Source organism: Psychrobacillus syltrankelensis (assembly GCF_055454035.1).
In genome coordinates this window covers 2,694,136-2,711,587 of record NZ_CM144227.1, presented here as the reverse complement: position 1 = coordinate 2,711,587, position 17,452 = coordinate 2,694,136, and the positions used below count along the sequence as shown (strand labels likewise).

Here is a 17,452-nt window from a genome sequence, read left to right as displayed (position 1 = left end):
GACATCATGAACTTACTGATTCGCTGTTTAATATTTACACTAGCCATAATGCCTCACTCCTTTCCTTAAGTTATTTTCAGAATACTATAAGTATTAACAATATGTCAACAAAATTTTATGCAGTTACATCTCTCTTCATAAAAGACCAGTAACTAATAACTAAAAATACAATGACGTATATTAAAATTACCACGATAGAAAAAGGCATTGTTAACCCATCTATTATCGGATGATTTTCGCCTATATATTGAGTTAGATTGGTATTTGCAAATAAGATATATTTAGCAAAATCAAACCTAGCTAACATGAACGTAATATTTACACCCATGAACATTAGAAAGATGGATATACCAATAGCAAGAGAACTCGAACGAAACACCGAACCAATCATAAATGCAAGCGTTCCAATAACAAATACATTCACAAGAGAAAGTCCAGTTAATAATAGAACCCTACCCCAAAAGGAAACTTCTATTACTTGACCATTTACTACATCTAAATACATTCCTGGGACAGAATCAAAGAAAATATAAGCTCCAATTACTCCAAACACAAATAGAATGATGGACATTACTATTGCAAAAATTCCTACAGTTAAAAGTTTAGAGGTTAGTATTTTCCACCTTTTCACCGGTCTCGTTAAAAGCATTTTAATCGTCCCTTGAGAAAACTCAGACGCAACAATCCCAGCTGCCACTATTACTGAAAATAACGTAATAATGGAAAGCATGTTAGGAATGTTACTAATAAATCCCTTAATGCTATTGGAACTTATTGGCGCAACATCTTGATCTAGACGATACTTTTCCACTGCCAGGGAGTCTTTGTCACCTTGCAATACGTCATTGGACAAGTTAGGATTCTCAAGTTCTTGCTCAAAATACGTAATCTTCGCTTGTGAATTCTGTTTCCAGTTTTCCACCGAGTCAGTTTGGTTATTGACCCATTTTGTAATACCTGCAGATCCAATCATTAATAGGGCTACAAGTACAACCATCACCCAAGTAGCTTTTTTACTCCACAACTTTAACCATTCATTTCGTATGAGATTCAGCAATTTGCCCACCTCCTGTCATTTCTAAGAATTGATCTTCAAGTGTTTTTTTATGTGGACTGAATGAATAAACTTGTAGATTGCTTTCAACCATTTCAGCAATCATGACTGGTACAGCCTCTTTTTCTAACGGAACCACAAAGCCGATGCCTTGAAATTCTACCTTCATATCTTTAGATGCAAAAAAAGCATTTGCCATTTCTTTAGGAGATGCCTCCACGTAATAATGTGACTCCTGATCCTCCTTAACCTCTTTTATAGAGATTAACTTCCCATTTTGTATAACAGCGATTCTATCACACATTAATTCTATTTCAGCTAGTAAGTGGCTGGACACAAAAATAGAAACTCCTTCTTCAATAGCTATTTTACGCAAGTACAATCGGAATTCACGAATTCCAGCTGGATCCAGTCCATTTGTTGGCTCGTCTAATATTAAGAACTTCGGTCGGTGTAAAAGCGCTTGTGCAAGTCCAAGACGTTGACGCATTCCCAGTGAATAAGTCGAGACTTTTTCATTAATCCGATTTTGTAATCCCACTTGAACGATGACTTCATCTATTCTAGCCTTTGTCACGTTCTTGTTCATTCTCGCAAAGTGTAGCAAATTTTTATAACCACTCATAAACTTATACATTTCTGGATTTTCTACAATTACTCCAACTTTACTCATAGACTGCTCAAAGTTAGTAGAAATTGCTTGCCCATCAATAAATACTTCTCCTGATGTTGGCTTCATCAGGCCTGTCATCATGCGTATCGTTGTTGTTTTCCCTGCTCCATTCGGCCCTAAAAATCCTGTAATTTGACCTGGCAATAAATCTAGGCTGAGATTATCAATAATCTTCTTTTTTCCAATTACTTTCGTTACATTTTGTAGTTTAACAATTGGTTTTGTTTCCATTTCCTCACACCTTCCTTACTAGGTAATACGTTTTTATAGCGCAAAAGTTCATTTTTTTAAGTAAAATATTTTTATACAATCATATTTGTAATTTTTAGGTTACTGTAAAGTGCATTTAGGAGGAATGAAAATGGAATTTGATGCAAAACTTTCAAAACAATATGATAGCGGAATTAGAAGAGCCTTACCTACTTATGATCCGATGCTTCGATTAATTGAAACATTCTTACGAGCTAACACCGTGGGAGATGCAAACATATTAGTTGTGGGAGCAGGTGGTGGCAATGAAGTGACTAATTTTAGCACAAATAATCCAAGATGGACGTTTACAGGAGTGGATCAGTCTGAGACGATGTTGGCAGTTGCAAAAGATAAATGCAAAGAAGCTGGAGTAAGTGATCGCGTAGAATTGATACAAGGTACAGTGGAAGACGTGGAAGGTTTAAATAATTTTGACGCTGCTACTTGTATTTTAGTTTTACATTTTATTCATTCCTATGAAGAAAAATTAAAAACACTTCAAGAGATTCATTCTAGATTAAAAAATGGAGCTCCTTTCGTATTAATCAGTAAGTACGGGGAGCCTACAAGCGTTGAGTTCAAGGAACGTTTGAAACTTTGGAAAAGTTACTGGCTAGATATGACAAAACTCTCTATAAATGAAGTAAATGAAATGGAACAGGACATCCTTTCTCTTTCCTATTTACCTAAAGAAATGATTGAACAATTGCTAGCAGAGGCCGGTTTTAACCGAATCGCCATGTTTTTCTCCACAACCCTTTTTGGTGGATGGATTTGTTATAAGGGGCAATAGAATAGAAGCATCTACTTTGGCAGATGCTTTCAGACTGTTGACAAACGCTCGCATTCTTCGTTGCTCCTGCGCACAGCTCGTCGCAAACAAAAACGCTTGCTTGGCACTTCGTTGTAAGCTCATGAACTTTAGTTCTATTCGCTTCCGCCTCGTGCTGGCGCGCCTCGACTGACAAGCGTTTTCAAGACAGTCTGAAGAGATACCAATTAAAAATGACTTTGTCTACAACCTGAAAGCATCTATTTAGGCAGAGGCTTCTATATATTAGTTATATAAATGACAAGCTACAAAGTGACCCGGTTCTTGTTCCTTCCAAGCCGGCTTTTTTTCAGAGCAAACTGCCATAGCATGTGGACAGCGTGTTCTAAACACACATCCAGAAGGAGGATTAATCGGACTAGGCAACTCTCCTTGTAATAGAATTCGCTGCCGTGATTCCTCAATATCTGGATCCGGAATAGGAATAGCTGACAATAATGCCTTTGTGTATGGGTGCAAAGGATCGTCATATAACTGACTACTCGTTGTTAGTTCTACCATATGTCCAAGATACATTACGCCAATTCGATCAGAAATGTATTTCACCATAGATAAATCATGGGCGATAAACAAATATGTTAACCCTTTTTCCTTTTGCAATCGTTGTAGCAGCATCACTACCTGCGCTTGAACGGAGACGTCTAGAGCCGAAATCGGTTCATCTGCAATGATAAATTCAGGATCTAAAGCTAATGCACGAGCAATCCCGATGCGTTGTCTTTGTCCACCTGAAAATTCATGGGGATAACGATTGGCATGATCCCTATTAAGCCCAACATCCTCTAATAACTCATATACTCTACTTTTGAGCTCTTCTTTCGAATTGTACAGTTTATGTATTTCCATTGGTTCCGAAATAATCTCTAACACTGTTGAACGTGGATTTAGAGATGCATATGGGTCTTGAAAAATCATTTGCATTTTCTTCAAATAATCTTTACGTTCTTTATCAGACATGTCATGTACACTTTTACCATCAAACAGAACGTTACCTTCTGTTTTATTGTACAACCCTAAAATGGTTCGCCCTGCAGTGGACTTTCCACAACCTGACTCTCCCACCAGTCCAAATGTTTCACCTCTGACGATATCAAAACTTATCCCATCAACTGCCCTTAACGTCTCTCCATGCCCTATTTGAAAATGGCGTTTCAAATTTTCTACAGACAAAAGAACTTTTTCCGTCACGTAAATCCCCCCTAAACGGCATACCTTCTCACTGCACAAATTTCCTTTTCAAGCTTAGAACCCTCTAACACTAAAATTTCAACTGATTTTCCAGTCGAAGGGGAATGTAATAATTGACCATTTCCATAGTAAAACCCAACATGACGCACAGGTCCTGTACCCTCATCATTTGCAAAAAAGATTAAATCCCCTTTTTTCCAAGTGGAGGAATCATCTATCGAGACTTTTTCTCCGTTACGCGCTTGGTCACTTGCATCCCGCGGAATCAAATACCCACACGCTTTCAACATATTGTACGAAAAACCTGAACAGTCATAGCCGTACGGAGACATCCCGCCCCATAAATAAGGTAAGTCTAAGTGAATCTCACCTAAATCCACTGCATGTTCAACCGAAAGTTTTGGAAAATGGTACATAGATTTAGCGTAATCAGCAAACTTTTTTTCCAGTAAGGCTTCCCCATGAGCTGTATGGACTTTATAACAGGTTGATTGTTCTGAAATAACAGGAAGAGTCGTATTAAATGGTACAACAAGCAACGGTCTTTTCTTCATATCCCACAACTGAGCTCTCACGGAAGAGACACGAGCAACCCCAATCGAATCCACTCGTTTTGATTTCTGTAATTGTATTAAAGGAATCCAACCAGGATATCCTCGAGTATCTTTTTTAGATGGTTGCCAAATAGCTATGATTTTTGCCCAACCATCCTTTATTTCCTCTACAAGTACTGGTTCTCCATATAAAAGCTGCGTCTGAACACGATTCTCATTACACAGTGCAAGTCTTTCCTTATACTGTAATGCCTCAAGCCATTCAGCTAATAAAACAGGATTTGCAGTCCCTGGTGCATCCATTTCTCTAGCAGAAACTGGCTCCGTCCAAACAGTTGCAACTTTTACTGAACATATCCATTCATTTGCTTCTATCGTCATCTATTAACCTCCCCTCCTATCCCTTTTGTACACGTGAAATGCCAAGTCCTGGTTCATTTGAGAAGCTCATCTTACTTCTTTCATAAATAACCCCACCAACAATCATATCTTTTGCTAGCATCAGAGGTGCATCAAAATCGTAGTAATGAATATTTGCATGGCTGGCAGCAAAATGAGCAGCGGCTGTAATTCCTATTTTCGTTTCAATCATGCTTCCAACCATACATGCAACTCCATTTGCTTCCGCAAGTGTGTTAATCTTAATAGCGTTATATATACCACCAGATTTCATGAGCTTTATATTGATCAAGTCGGCAGCTCGCATTTCTAGAACTCTTTTTGCATCATTCACTAAGAACACACTTTCATCCGCCATAATAAGTGTATCCGTGCAATCTGTTACTTTCTTTAATCCCTCTAAATCATGAGCTGGAACAGGTTGTTCAACGAATTCAATCTCAAGGCCAGCATCTTCCATCATTCGAATACCTCTTATTGCTTCTTTGGCACTCCACCCTTGGTTTGCATCGAGTCTAAGCTTCGGTGTATTTCCTACACGCTCTCGAATAGCATGAATACGGGCAATATCATCTTTTACGCTACCAATCCCGACTTTTACTTTCAGCACATTGAATCCTTCATTTACATATCGAGCAGCATCGTCTGCCATTTCTTTCGGTTCATTAACACTAACTGTAAAATCAGTCTCAAGCGTGTTTTTATATCCTCCAAGAAATCGAAACAATGGTAACCCTGCTTGTTGAGCTAGTAAATCATAAATTGCCATATCCACAGCAGCTTTCGCACTTGTATTCCTAACAAGACAAGCATTCAATTTTTGAAAAATATGTTCACTTTCCAAAAGGTTAAGTCCTATTAATGAGGGTGCAATAATTTCATTAATTGCATATCGAATACTTTCCATTGATTCGCCAGTAATTACATGCGTTGGAGGTGCTTCCCCATATCCTATTAGCCCTTCACTAGTAGTTACCTTTACATAAATAGAATACGCTGTTGTTACAGTTCGAAGTGCTGTTTTAAAAGGCTTCGTAAGTGGAACAGCCACATCAACCGTTTCTATTGATTGAATTAACATCAAATAGCCCCCTTTATTCCACACCTGGTAAAATAACAAGTGACAAGTTATCTGCATCCAACTCAGCCTCTGCTCCAAGTGGAACGGCAAAATGAGGTTCACAATGCCCAATCTTGAATCCTCTCATAGCAGGCTTACCTAAACTACCTAAGTAGTGGTTTAGCACTTCATCTAAGGACAAAGATACTTGGCGTTTTTTAGGTTCTGCGTCTTTAAAGTCTCCAATGACAAAGCCGGAAGCTGCATCCAAGATACCTGCTTGTCGAAGCTGATTGAGCATCCCATCTACTCGGTATGGTTCTTCACCAATATCTTCTATCAACAATAATTTCCCTCTTGTATCTACTTGGTATTTCGTCCCAACCCCATTTGCAAGAAGTGATAAATTCCCTCCCGTTAACTCTCCTCGGGCCACTCCACCTGAAAAGCGTGTTAACGGTGAAATTGCTTCTGTATAATGTAGTTCCATTGGTGTAAATAATTGCTGAAACATTTTTTTCGACAAATCAGAAAAACTTTCTTTCCCTACATCCGAAGCTAACATTGGACCATGGAAAGTCACAATATCGGAATATAGATTCATACTTGTATGTAAAAAAGTAATATCCGAATAACCCCAGAAAATTTTGGGACATTCATTCATCAATTGAAAATCTATTTTATCTGTGTATCTAGCTGACCCATATCCTCCACCAGCACAGATAATTCCTGCAATATCAGGATTAGCGAACATCTCATGTAAGTCTTCTAAGCGTTCATCATCTGAACCAGCAAGATAACCATATACGTTTTCTACGCTTTTCCCCATTTCATAAGACAAACCTAGCTCTTCTAAAAATTTTAACGAGCGCTTTAGTTGCTTAAGATTTGGTGGACTAGACGGAGCAATAATACCAATGGTATCTCCAATTTGTAATCGTTTTGGACGGATTTTCATCTTTATGTTATCTCCTTTTTAACAAAAGGGGCGGCACTTTTTAGGTGCCGCTACTTTCTTATTTTATATCAGCCCATTTTAAGTCCATATAACCTACTGGATGTCTTAAAATACCTGATACTGATGGCTTTTCAAGCGTTACTTGGTTGTAATAATAGAGTGGGAATATAGGCATTTCATCTAGCAATAATTTGTCAGCTTTTATTAACATTTCCCAACGCTTTGTTGCATCTGTCTCGTTCTTAATATCTTTAATCAATTTGTCATATTCAGCATTCGACCATGTTGTCCGGTTCATAGAAGAACCTGTTATAAAACTTTCTAGTGCGTTCGCTGGATCTGCATAGTCAAACAAGAAAGAAGAACGTGACAATTGGTATTTAAATTCTTTTTGTTCAGCAGCAAAAACACTCGCCTCAACATTTTGTAACGATACATCAACACCTAATACTTCTTTAAATTTACTTTGAAGCGCTTCTGCAATTTTCTTATGAGAATCACTTGTAGAATAAGTTAATGTGACTTCAGGTAACTTTTTATATCCTTCTTCTGCCATACCTTCAGCTAATAGAGTTTTTGCTTTTTCTGCATCAAACCCAATTAGTTTTCCTGCTGATTCTCTGAATTCCTTACCATCTGGTCCAATGAATCCATAAGGAACAAAACCATCCGCGGCTTTTTGTCCAACTTTCGTTACATAGTCTACAATTTCCTGTTGGTTCACTGCGTAAGCAAATGCTTGACGTATTTTTTTGTTTGTAAATGGCTCCATCGAAACATTGAAACGATAGAAATATAAACCTGCCTGGTCTTCATTTTTTAATTCAGGATTATCCATTAAAGTTTCCGCCAGTTCAGATGGTACTCCAGATGTGTCTAGTTCTCCTGTTTGATACATCTGATATTCTGTATTCGAATCATTAATCATTGCCCATTCTACTTTATCGAGTTTTACAGTCGATGCATCCCAATAGTTTTCGTTTTTCTCAAAAGTAAAACTTGCATCATGTTTCCAATCCACTAATTTAAATGGACCGTTTCCTACGAAAGTGGCTGCATCAGCAAACCAAGTAGGATTATCTGTAGCTACTTTTTCATTTACCGGGAAGAAGCTTGGATTTGTAATAATATTCAAAAATGCTTCTGTTGGTGTGTTTAGTTTTACTTCAAATACTCTATCCTCTAACGCTTTAATGGCTACCGCATCTGTATTTCCCTCACCATTATTGTATGCTTCTGCTCCTTCAATGAAATATCCAAGGAAAGCCGCAGGAGATGCAGTTTCGGGATCTAACATATGCAACCAACCGAATACGAAGTCGCTAGCTAATACGGGGTCTCCATTGGACCATTTAGCATTTTCACGAATAGTAAAAGTATACGTTAAACCGTCATCTGATATATCTACTTTTTCCGCAGTAGCTGGCTCTGCTAAATGATCTTTTGAAAGTCTGACCAAACCTTCCATAATATTATTTAATGCATTCCAAGAAACTGCATCGAATCCTACAGATGGATCGAACGATGTTGGTTCATTTCCATTATTCAAATGAAGTACTTTTTCTGTAGGCAATGTTTCTGTTGTTGTTCCTGTTTCCTCTTTGCCACTTTCTTTCTCTGTGCTCGTCGATTGCCCTGCATCTTTGTTTGCTGTACAAGCACTCAACACAAGAATAAAAAATGCAACTACAAATAATGATAACCACTTCTTCATCCTAGTTCCCCCTTTGTATTGTATATGTGAATGCACTCTCGCGCGCTCATCCGGTCTTATTTTTGTACTTGTAAAACCTTTGCACGACTGTCCTGTAGCCAACAGTCAACCATATGTGCTTCTGTTAACTGAGTTGTAATTGGATAAACATGATCACACACTTCCATTGCATAGTCACAACGGGCGGTAAATGGACACCCTTTCGGAGGTGAAAATAAATCTGGTGGAGTTCCTTCAATTGGTTTCAATTCTTCTTCCATTAAATCTAGTCGTGGAACAGAGTTTAATAATCCTTTTGTATAGGGGTGCTCAGGATTATAAAAAATTTCTCTTTTGTCGCCAATTTCAACAATTTTCCCCGCATACATTACGGCAATTCGATCCGCAATTTTTGCAACTACCCCCAGATCATGCGTAATTAATATGATTGATATTTCCGTTTTTCGTTGAATTTCTTCAAACAATTCTAAAATTTGTGCTTGAATTGTAACATCCAATGCAGTTGTTGGTTCATCTGCTATGAGTAGTTTGGGATCGCAAATAAGTGCAATTGCAATGACAATCCTTTGACGCATTCCACCTGAAAATTGGTGAGGAAATTGTTTTAAACGTTCCTCCGGATTCGGAATCCCTACAAGATTTAACATATCAATTGCTTTCTTCTTCGCTTCTTGTTTTCCTATTTTTTGATGGGTTAGGAGACCCTCCGTTAGTTGTTCTCCTATTGAAAGCGTTGGATTTAAAGCAGTCATTGGATCTTGGAAAATCATCGAAATATCGACCCCTTGAATTTTCCTTAACTGCGCTTTAGACAGTTTAGTTAGATCTTTTCCTTTAAATAAAATGCTTCCATTTTTAATAATTCCTGCCGGTTGTGGAATTAGGCCCATAATTGCATTGGATGTGACACTTTTACCACAACCAGATTCACCAACAATTGCAAGTGTCTCTCCCTTATATAAGTCAAAATCAACACCTCTGACTGCCTCTACTTCGCCACCATATGTTCGGAAAGAAACTTGCAAATTATTTACTTGCAATATTTTTTCATTGGATATGATTTTCCTATTTTTCTTCTTATGGTCATTCACCAATTTTCACCTCCTAAGCTTTGGATCTAGAGCGTCTTGTAAACCATCTCCTAGTACATTAAAAGCAAACATTGTTAAAGATATGAATAAAGCCGGGAAAAACAAACGCCACCAATGACCAGATAAGATTACTGGCAATGCATCATTCGCCATAACACCCCAACTCGCAAAAGGAGCTGCAATACCCAAACCTAGGAAACTTAAAAATGCTTCCGCAAATATAGCACTTGGAACGGTAAGAGTCATTTGTACGATAATGGGTCCCATCGTATTGGGAAGTAGATTTTTACGTATAATCCTAGATGTTTTTGCTCCAAATGATTTGGAAGCAGTCACAAATTCATAATTTTTTAATTGTAGCACTTGTCCTCTAACAATCCTTGCCATACCTACCCAGCCAGTAACGGTAAGTGCCACTATAATTGTAGTTAGGCTTGGTCCCATTACAACCATCAATAAAATAACGACCAACAAGTGTGGCAAACCATATAATACTTCAATAATTCTCATCATGGTGGCGTCTACTTTTCCACCTTTATATCCACTGATTCCGCCATATATTATTCCTATAAAAAAGTCGATAAGTGCTGCCATTAATCCAACAAATAATGAGATACGAGCACCATACCATGTTCTAATAAATACATCTCTACCAGCCTCATCGGTGCCGAACCAATGAGCTGCGGAAGGTGCTTTGTTTTGATTTGGATAATCAGTAGCTGTCACAGAATAAGAAGAAAAAATGGGACCAAATATTGCAAAGAGTGCAAGCAAAATTAGAAATATTAGTCCACCCATTGCAAGTTTGTTTTTGCACAGTCTGCGCCATGCATCTTTCCAGTAAGATAAAGAAGGACGCACAACAGATTCAGCTTTTCCTTGTTCCTTCTGTTTTGGTATAAACCATTCATCTTTTATACTTTGTGGGGATACCACAACTTGTTTGTTTGTCATTATGCATCCCCCTCTTTACGATGTAGTTTTATCCGCGGATCTAAAAGACCATATACAATATCAACAAGGAACAGCATAAATACTAGAAACGCACTGTAGAAAACAGTAGAGCCCATTATTACAGGATAATCTCGGTTATTAATGCTTTCTACAAAGTATTTACCCATTCCAGGAATAGCAAAAATTCGTTCTATAACAAAAGTTCCCGTCAAAATACCAGCAAGCATTGTCCCCAAAATCGTGACAACAGGCATTAGTGCATTTCTTAAGGCATGTCGAACGACGATTCTCACCGGCGAAAGTCCTTTTGCACGAGCCATTTTAATATAATCTTGTGTTAGCACTTCGAGCATACTGGATCTCGTCAATCGTGCAATTATGGCAGTTGGTCCAGTAGCAAGAGCGAGTGTTGGTAATATCATATGTAATGGGCTACTCCAAGTAGCGGCTGGAAGCCATTCTAATTTTACTGCCAGTTGTTGAATTAGTAAGGTTGCTAGCACAAAGTTTGGTACAGATATCCCAATTACCGCAAATGTCATGGCTAAATAATCAATTATTCCGTTGTGCCGGAGTGCTGCAAGGGTCCCAAGAATTATCCCAGACAATAAAGCCACTAGTATCGTGACCATTCCCAACTCGAAAGATATCGGAAATCCCCTTGCAAGTAACTCATTTACAGAGTCATTTGGCTTTTTAATCGAAGGACCAAAGTCAAAGGTCACAATAGATTTTAAATAATACAAGTATTGAATATGCATAGGTTCATCTAGTTTATAAAACTTTTCTAAATTTGCTTGAATAGTAGGGTTAGAAGTACGTTCTCCATCAAATGGAGAACCTGGAATAGAGTGCATTAATACGAAAGTTACAGTGGAAATGATAAGAATGGTCGCGATCATCATAATAAAACGTTTAATAATATATTTCGTCATAAGCAAACCTCCTTCTTAACAAAATTTCGTTTGCATTGCTAGCTCTACCATTACGAGCATGGCACGGTATGCTTCTAATATATCTTTTGCTTCGAACTTAACTATTGTCGTTCCTTCTATAATTTCACAACCAGGCATAAGTGCTGCCCATTCCGCTTGGCCATAATTAACAAATTCAATACGTAATATTGGTGTTTTAGGAGGAGTGAGCGGTTTGATTTGATTTCTTTCACTAATCGCTTCGGCAACCTTCTCTCTCAATAATGCTTGTGCTTTTTGCGGATGCAATGTCTTAACCGCAGATCTAGAGATAGATTCTTTCACTACTGCAGTGACAACTCCAGGAATCAGTGCCTTTGCCTCTTTACACGCTCCATCATCACCTGCAACCATGATAACTGGTACACCAAAGTGGCCCGCTACATATGCATTTAATCCCAGTTCACCAACTTCTACATCGTTTATATACATATTTCTAACTCCAAATATCATCGAGTGACTCATTACTCCAGGTTGTCCTGCTCTCGAATGATAACCAGCAAATACTGCGCCTATGTATGATTCGTCTAATGCCTGTACCATTGAAAACGGTTTCACGTCACCTGTTATTAAAGACGCTTCGGGATGTAATTCTTCTACTAAAATATTATTCATTTTAGAATGACTGTCATTTACTAGTACTTCTTTTATTCCCTTTGATAGAGCACCTTCTACAATTGCATTTGCCTCTTGAGTCATTATACGGCGAGCACGTTCATAATTATGCTTACTTGAGTCCACAAAAGTATGATCCGGTAAACCAGTAATCCCTTCCATATCTATCGAAATAAAAAGTTTCATCCCAAAACCTCCATATCCTCATCTATTTTTATAAAACTTTCCTAAGTTGGAATAACTATCACTTTATCAAAATAAATAGAAAATTACAATAATATAAAAGTTTTAGATTATGAGGGTTTTTCTTCTATAAGATAAGAAAAGAGGTAGTGCCTATGTGTGCCCCTCTTTTAAAAGCATCCGAAAATACAATTTCGGATGCTCTATGCTTCTATATCAGTTATTACTTATTTCTTTTTAGTCCCTCCGATTATAACTGTGTTACCTTGCGATTAGGTGACTTCTCGCAGATATACTCCATTAGAATCGTGGTTGGCCTGGGAAGAACTGTGGCGGATACGGTGCGATTGGTGGCACAGGAAAAGCTTGTTGTGGTGGGGGAATAACTACATTTCGGTTCGTTTCTGTATAAAAATGCTGTGGAACATTGACAATATGCTCTCTATTCACATTTACAATCGGGTGTATAACAGGCTGCATTCTCGGCAGAAATGAATCATGACAGCGATATTGCGGTGGACATACTATCGGTGGAGCAGGTTGTAGCAATGGTGATTGTATAGGTGACTGACATGAATTACAAGAGTATGGGTTCACGATAAATTCACCTCCTTTCACTTATACTAGTAGATGCAAAACGTATACTCACAAACTAGACAAACACCTCAATTCATTGTAAATAAAAAAGAATACACTAGGACGACGTTGTTTACGAACAAATTGAACCCACATTTATGAAGTTGTTTCAAGTGGGTGAATTTTGTAGGAAACGGAAAAATATGAGATAATGGCGAAAGATATTTAGGGTTGAAACGAGGTTATAATATGATTCGAACACTTGGGATAACGACGAACCACGAGCTAATTAGTGATTTTCCTCTTGAGGATATAAAGCATAAAACATTTGAATGGTACTGGGTAGATATAGGGGAACCTACAGAAGAAGAGAAAAATCTTCTAAGTTCCTTTTTTCAGTTCCATCCTTTAGCAATTGAGGATTGTTTATTAAGACTCCAACGTCCAAAAGCGGATCATTACGATGGCCATGTATTTTTTGTCATACATACATTTAATGAAGTAACACTTGATGCAGAGGAATTGAATTTATTTGTTGGAAAAGATTTTGTCGTTACCTTCCACTTCCCTATCATGCACGAACTAGATCAAGCTCGAGAACGTATAAAACGAAATCCAAAAGGTTGGGAACGCGGATCCATGCATGCAATGTATCATATTGTAGACAAAGTGGTGGATGCTTATTTTCCAATTGTTTATAAAATCGAAGACTATTTAAATGAAGTAGAAGACAGACTATCTATAGATATGCGTCATTTATCTATGAATCAAGTGTTTGACCTTCGCAGTGATCTACTGAGACTTCGTCGAACTATTGTTCCGATGCGGGATCTGCTCTACCGAATTATGAACTCTGAGCGAATTAATTTACAATCATCCGAGAGAGCTTATTTTGGAGATATTTACGATCATTTGCTTAAGCTTGCAGATATGGTTGAAACAAATCGCGAGCTCACTGCAGATATACGCGATAGTCATATGTCCATTAATTCCAGCCATATGAATAGAATTATGATGATTTTAACAATTGTTTCAACCGTGTTCATCCCTCTAACATTTATCGTAGGAGTGTACGGAATGAACTTTGTAAATATGCCTGAGCTAGAGTGGAAATATGGATATTTTAGTGTAATGGCATTGATGGTAGTTATTGCGATTGCAATGCTTGCTTGGTTTAAATATAAGGGCTGGTTTAATTTGTTTAAAAACTAATTGTTAGAACATAAAAAAAGGTGATCTTGATAGAAATAAGAGGAACATATAAGTATTTTAGTTCCTCTTAGAATCCGAAATAGAGCCAACCGAAATTTAAGAACAAATCGCAGATCATTATCGATGAATTAACTAACTCAATAGAAAACTTAGTAATATGAATATGAACAATAAAGATGGAAATTAAAAAGAAGCTGAGCATATCAGCTTCTTTTAGTGCGCTTTAAAGTGCTAAATCTTAAAATTAGTTAAATCAATAATTTATTGATTTCCAGTCCAATAGTAAAACAATGCTGTAAAAGTAAGCTTTTCTGTATGCGTTAAGTCTTGTGCAAGCTTTACATGTACGTTCATCGCTTGAACTTCAAATGCAGGATGTGTAGCGTAAGGGAATATTCCGAAACGATAAGTTGCTAAGCGCTTCCCATTGAAATCATCCACATCGATATCGCCATACATACTTTTCGCTTCCATTTGAAGGATTTTTTCATTATTCGCGTTGAAAATAACAGCTCTATTTTTAACCGAAATTGGCGGCAAGACAATAGTGGAAATCTGCTTTTTAGCATGATCATAAACTTTTAACTGTATGAATTTTATTTTATTTTTTATAGTAAACTGACAAACTAAATTTTCATCCATCGTTTTTAAATTGTATGTAATAGGAAAAAACAATCCACTCTTGAATATTGCAAATGCGGTTAAAAACCTACTAATCGATTGTTCTTTTGAAGGTTCAATTTTATATAAACGTTCTCCTATACATGAAACTAAATATGATTGAGGAATTAAAGACACATCTCGTTGAAAATTAAGTTCTTTTACAGGGAATTCTACTGAAAAATAATCACTTTGAAGTCCATGCTCAGAAGGCAATTTTTCTGCTGCATTTTGAAAGACAAAAGAAATACTATAAAATATAAAAACCATAAATCCAACAGTAAAATGTGTTTCAAAGTCCTTCCATATAACATCTTTAAAAATAAATTGTATCGCTATGTATAGAACTAGTATAAAAAATGCAGCTAATTTCGCGTATTTTGCCGTTCGTTCGTATATATGCTTCATATTCACCACTCCTTCTTATGCATACGAATGTAAAGGATAATAGTTCCAAAAAAATACCTTTGAGGAGCTATTATTCAATAACTACTCAAAGGTATTATTTATTTTCAATAAGACGACCAAAAAGGTTTTTTATAAAGCGAATGAGTGCGTAAAAACAAATAAGCACAAAAGCGAGTAATAATACATGCTCTAAGTTAGAAGATAGACTTAAAGGGTCTAAAAATATGCGAAACAACACAAACAAATATACAATGCCAGCAATACCGGCCACTAAAATTACTCCTATAATGGATAGCTGTGCGTAGGAAAGTTGCTTCATATGAACTCGATGTTTAATTATTTCAAGAATAATTGCAAGAGCTATGACCGTGAACGTAATCGTCACTTCACCAAAATACGCAAAGTTTACTAAATATATAACAAGTAACATAATCATTATATGCATATAGAATTCATCGATTTGCTTCAGCACAACATCACGTCCTATATTTTAGTGTTTCATCTCTAATCTTTGTTTACGATGGGCACGTCTAGCTGGACCTGTTTCAAATAATCTTTTTTCATCATCGGTTTCTGGATGAATGCCTGGTATAGGAACTGGCTTACTATTTTTATCTATTGCAACCATTGTTACATACGACTCTGTCGTTAGTTTTTCTTCTCCTGTTATTAGGTTCGTCGATGTTACACGAACATAGACCTCCATAGATGAACGACCAGTGGATGAAACAACTGCCTCTAACTCAAGAACATCTCCAACTTTTGCAGAAGAAAGAAAATCAACTGAATCAATAGATGCTGTTACTACCTCACCTTGCGCATGTTTCATAGACGAAATGGCAGCTATTTCATCTATATAAGCAAGTACTTTTCCACCAAAAATCGTTTGATGATGGTTTGTATCAGGTGGAAGTATTAGGTGCGTTTGTATTGTTCTAGATTGTCTCATGGGGTTTGTCTTCATCATGTATTACTCCTCTAATTTTGTTAAATTAATTACTCATGTTTTTTCAGGTATGAGTAATTTATGCTTGACCATTTTTTTTCACGGTTTCCGCGAATCATAGCATCCTTTATAGTATAACATGAAGGTTAGTTAGAGTTGGAAGATGAAGTCGCTACAGTAGTTGCCGCAATAGTCGAAATCATCATCGCTTGTTGCGCTTGGAGAAGCATTTCGAGAGATGTCGCCATTGAAATAGCTGCTGTTGTATACGCATCTTTTGAGGATCTCATTTCCCATCCAAGTGAAATAGGTAGTGCACTGTCTTTGTACCAAGAAAATAATTTCATACTTACCAGGGACTGATAAGTTGCTACTATTGCATTTAATTGCTCTTCATTCATTTTTAATACAGCCATAAATCCAATCATTGGATATTGGGTTGCAGAAGTCTTTATCTTGACACTTTTTAATCCATCTCGAATAATCAATGCTCGTGATAACAAATCTTCTTCGTAGTTTTGACTTGTATACGTTAACACCTGCGACATCCATTGTAATTCATTTCCCGAATAAAACTTATGATTTCGAAGTTCTTGATAGTATTGATTCATCGATTCAGCACGAACAGAAGTGTCACCATCCAGTTTTCCTAAAAACATGGCATATGGATAATCATCCGTTGATGTTAAAAAACGATGATGTTTTTTCATAGCCTCCATTAACTGTTTTGCTCGATTTACCTCATTTGACCAAACCTCTTTATCATCTGACATTAGTAATGCCGCTAAATAGGTATAGCTATTCACCTTAAAGGAAGACTTTTTTAAGACTTCTACTTTCTCTAATAATAGATCTACCGCTTGAATCGGTTCTAATCCTCCAGCGTCGATTGTAGCAACAAAAAGTGGTTGTAAATGTGAGCGTAGTGGAGAAAATATATTTGCTTTCTTTTTTATATAAGCATCTATTTCCTTAAATCTGCTTTCATTAAACTCTTTACCTAAAGTTACGTAATAACCCGCAAGTGATAAAGTAACTCGTTTATCAACACCCCATCCTACTACTTTTTTTAACGCTATAAATGTCTCTTCTATTTTTTGATTGATTAACATCGGCTATCACTCCTTTTCTTTTTTACGCTGTAAACAC

Annotated in this window: 17 protein-coding genes; 2 read left to right on the top strand and 15 right to left on the bottom strand. The window is 37.0% G+C overall.

Annotated elements, in window-relative coordinates; translation table 11 throughout:
• Positions 1 to 115 precede the first annotated feature (115 nt).
• Together ACTSKG_RS13110 and ACTSKG_RS13105 are read right to left on the bottom strand one after the other, a co-directional pair.
• Positions 116 to 1,066, bottom strand: coding sequence for an ABC transporter permease (locus ACTSKG_RS13110; RefSeq protein WP_464755038.1), 951 nt, complete (start codon positions 1,064 to 1,066; stop codon positions 116 to 118).
• Positions 1,035 to 1,958, bottom strand: coding sequence for an ABC transporter ATP-binding protein (locus ACTSKG_RS13105; protein WP_464755037.1), 924 nt, complete (start codon positions 1,956 to 1,958; stop codon positions 1,035 to 1,037). The genes ACTSKG_RS13110 and ACTSKG_RS13105 overlap by 32 nt, the downstream gene beginning before the upstream one ends.
• A 130-nt stretch (positions 1,959 to 2,088) precedes the next feature.
• Between ACTSKG_RS13105 and ACTSKG_RS13100 the strand changes: the two genes are divergently transcribed.
• Complete coding sequence (locus ACTSKG_RS13100; RefSeq protein WP_464755036.1) at positions 2,089 to 2,772, top strand: class I SAM-dependent methyltransferase; 684 nt, start codon at positions 2,089 to 2,091, stop codon at positions 2,770 to 2,772.
• Positions 2,773 to 3,036: 264 nt separating this feature from the next.
• Here ACTSKG_RS13100 and ACTSKG_RS13095 read toward each other — a convergent pair whose 3' ends face one another.
• The 9 genes from ACTSKG_RS13095 to ACTSKG_RS13055 are packed head-to-tail and all read right to left on the bottom strand — an operon-like array spanning position 3,037 to position 12,504.
• Positions 3,037 to 3,999, bottom strand: a complete 963-nt coding sequence (locus ACTSKG_RS13095; protein ID WP_464755035.1) for an ABC transporter ATP-binding protein — start codon at positions 3,997 to 3,999, stop codon at positions 3,037 to 3,039.
• 11 nt (positions 4,000 to 4,010) lie between these two features.
• Complete coding sequence (locus ACTSKG_RS13090; protein WP_464755034.1) at positions 4,011 to 4,934, bottom strand: C40 family peptidase; 924 nt, start codon at positions 4,932 to 4,934, stop codon at positions 4,011 to 4,013.
• 16 nt (positions 4,935 to 4,950) lie between these two features.
• On the bottom strand, positions 4,951 to 6,033 hold the full coding sequence (locus ACTSKG_RS13085; protein ID WP_464755033.1) for a dipeptide epimerase: 1,083 nt from the start codon (positions 6,031 to 6,033) through the stop codon (positions 4,951 to 4,953).
• 13 nt (positions 6,034 to 6,046) lie between these two features.
• Positions 6,047 to 6,970 carry a S66 peptidase family protein gene (locus ACTSKG_RS13080; RefSeq protein WP_464755032.1) on the bottom strand — a complete coding sequence of 308 codons (924 nt, stop codon included), beginning with the start codon at positions 6,968 to 6,970 and terminating at the stop codon, positions 6,047 to 6,049.
• Between the two features lie 58 nt (positions 6,971 to 7,028).
• Positions 7,029 to 8,684, bottom strand: coding sequence for a peptide ABC transporter substrate-binding protein (locus ACTSKG_RS13075; protein WP_464755031.1), 1,656 nt, complete (start codon positions 8,682 to 8,684; stop codon positions 7,029 to 7,031).
• Between the two features lie 56 nt (positions 8,685 to 8,740).
• Positions 8,741 to 9,775: an ABC transporter ATP-binding protein gene (locus tag ACTSKG_RS13070; protein ID WP_464755030.1), complete on the bottom strand. Its 1,035-nt coding sequence runs from the start codon at positions 9,773 to 9,775 to the stop codon at positions 8,741 to 8,743.
• Between the two features lie 6 nt (positions 9,776 to 9,781).
• On the bottom strand, positions 9,782 to 10,729 hold the full coding sequence (locus ACTSKG_RS13065) for an ABC transporter permease (RefSeq protein WP_464755029.1): 948 nt from the start codon (positions 10,727 to 10,729) through the stop codon (positions 9,782 to 9,784).
• Positions 10,729 to 11,664: an ABC transporter permease gene (locus tag ACTSKG_RS13060; protein WP_464755028.1), complete on the bottom strand. Its 936-nt coding sequence runs from the start codon at positions 11,662 to 11,664 to the stop codon at positions 10,729 to 10,731. Before ACTSKG_RS13060 ends, ACTSKG_RS13065 begins: the two co-directional genes overlap by 1 nt.
• A 15-nt stretch (positions 11,665 to 11,679) precedes the next feature.
• Positions 11,680 to 12,504: a M55 family metallopeptidase gene (locus tag ACTSKG_RS13055; RefSeq protein WP_464755027.1), complete on the bottom strand. Its 825-nt coding sequence runs from the start codon at positions 12,502 to 12,504 to the stop codon at positions 11,680 to 11,682.
• Positions 12,505 to 13,326: 822 nt separating this feature from the next.
• Here ACTSKG_RS13055 and corA point away from each other — a divergent pair.
• The gene (gene corA / locus ACTSKG_RS13050) at positions 13,327 to 14,289 is read left to right on the top strand and encodes a magnesium/cobalt transporter CorA (protein ID WP_464755026.1); all 963 of its coding nucleotides are present in this window, start codon (positions 13,327 to 13,329) and stop codon (positions 14,287 to 14,289) included.
• Positions 14,290 to 14,550: 261 nt separating this feature from the next.
• Here corA and ACTSKG_RS13045 read toward each other — a convergent pair whose 3' ends face one another.
• The 4 genes from ACTSKG_RS13045 to ACTSKG_RS13030 all read right to left on the bottom strand — a co-directional run bounded on the left by ACTSKG_RS13045 (position 14,551) and on the right by ACTSKG_RS13030 (position 17,415).
• Complete coding sequence (locus ACTSKG_RS13045) at positions 14,551 to 15,357, bottom strand: hypothetical protein (RefSeq protein WP_464755025.1); 807 nt, start codon at positions 15,355 to 15,357, stop codon at positions 14,551 to 14,553.
• Positions 15,358 to 15,451: 94 nt separating this feature from the next.
• The gene (locus ACTSKG_RS13040) at positions 15,452 to 15,829 is read right to left on the bottom strand and encodes a hypothetical protein (RefSeq protein WP_464755024.1); all 378 of its coding nucleotides are present in this window, start codon (positions 15,827 to 15,829) and stop codon (positions 15,452 to 15,454) included.
• An 18-nt stretch (positions 15,830 to 15,847) separates the two neighbouring features.
• Positions 15,848 to 16,324, bottom strand: a complete 477-nt coding sequence (locus ACTSKG_RS13035) for an acyl-CoA thioesterase (RefSeq protein ID WP_464755023.1) — start codon at positions 16,322 to 16,324, stop codon at positions 15,848 to 15,850.
• 125 nt (positions 16,325 to 16,449) lie between these two features.
• Entirely contained in the window at positions 16,450 to 17,415 is a 966-nt protein-coding gene (locus ACTSKG_RS13030; RefSeq protein WP_464755022.1) for a DUF4003 family protein, read from the bottom strand.
• Between the last annotated feature and the right edge of the window lie 37 nt (positions 17,416 to 17,452).

Bases quoted from the DNA above. Each gene is read 5' to 3' on its own strand.
- ACTSKG_RS13105 (WP_464755037.1), bottom strand. From the start codon at position 1,958: ATGGAAACAAAACCAATTGTTAAACTACAAAATGTAACGAAAGTAATT.
- ACTSKG_RS13100 (WP_464755036.1), top strand. From the start codon at position 2,089: ATGGAATTTGATGCAAAACTTTCAAAACAATATGATAGCGGAATTAGA.
- ACTSKG_RS13090 (WP_464755034.1), bottom strand. From the start codon at position 4,934: ATGACGATAGAAGCAAATGAATGGATATGTTCAGTAAAAGTTGCAACT.
- ACTSKG_RS13085 (WP_464755033.1), bottom strand. From the start codon at position 6,033: ATGTTAATTCAATCAATAGAAACGGTTGATGTGGCTGTTCCACTTACG.
- ACTSKG_RS13080 (WP_464755032.1), bottom strand. From the start codon at position 6,970: ATGAAAATCCGTCCAAAACGATTACAAATTGGAGATACCATTGGTATT.
- ACTSKG_RS13075 (WP_464755031.1), bottom strand. From the start codon at position 8,684: ATGAAGAAGTGGTTATCATTATTTGTAGTTGCATTTTTTATTCTTGTG.
- ACTSKG_RS13065 (WP_464755029.1), bottom strand. From the start codon at position 10,729: ATGACAAACAAACAAGTTGTGGTATCCCCACAAAGTATAAAAGATGAA.
- ACTSKG_RS13060 (WP_464755028.1), bottom strand. From the start codon at position 11,664: ATGACGAAATATATTATTAAACGTTTTATTATGATGATCGCGACCATT.
- ACTSKG_RS13055 (WP_464755027.1), bottom strand. From the start codon at position 12,504: ATGAAACTTTTTATTTCGATAGATATGGAAGGGATTACTGGTTTACCG.
- corA (WP_464755026.1), top strand. From the start codon at position 13,327: ATGATTCGAACACTTGGGATAACGACGAACCACGAGCTAATTAGTGAT.
- ACTSKG_RS13045 (WP_464755025.1), bottom strand. From the start codon at position 15,357: ATGAAGCATATATACGAACGAACGGCAAAATACGCGAAATTAGCTGCA.
- ACTSKG_RS13035 (WP_464755023.1), bottom strand. From the start codon at position 16,324: ATGATGAAGACAAACCCCATGAGACAATCTAGAACAATACAAACGCAC.
- ACTSKG_RS13030 (WP_464755022.1), bottom strand. From the start codon at position 17,415: ATGTTAATCAATCAAAAAATAGAAGAGACATTTATAGCGTTAAAAAAA.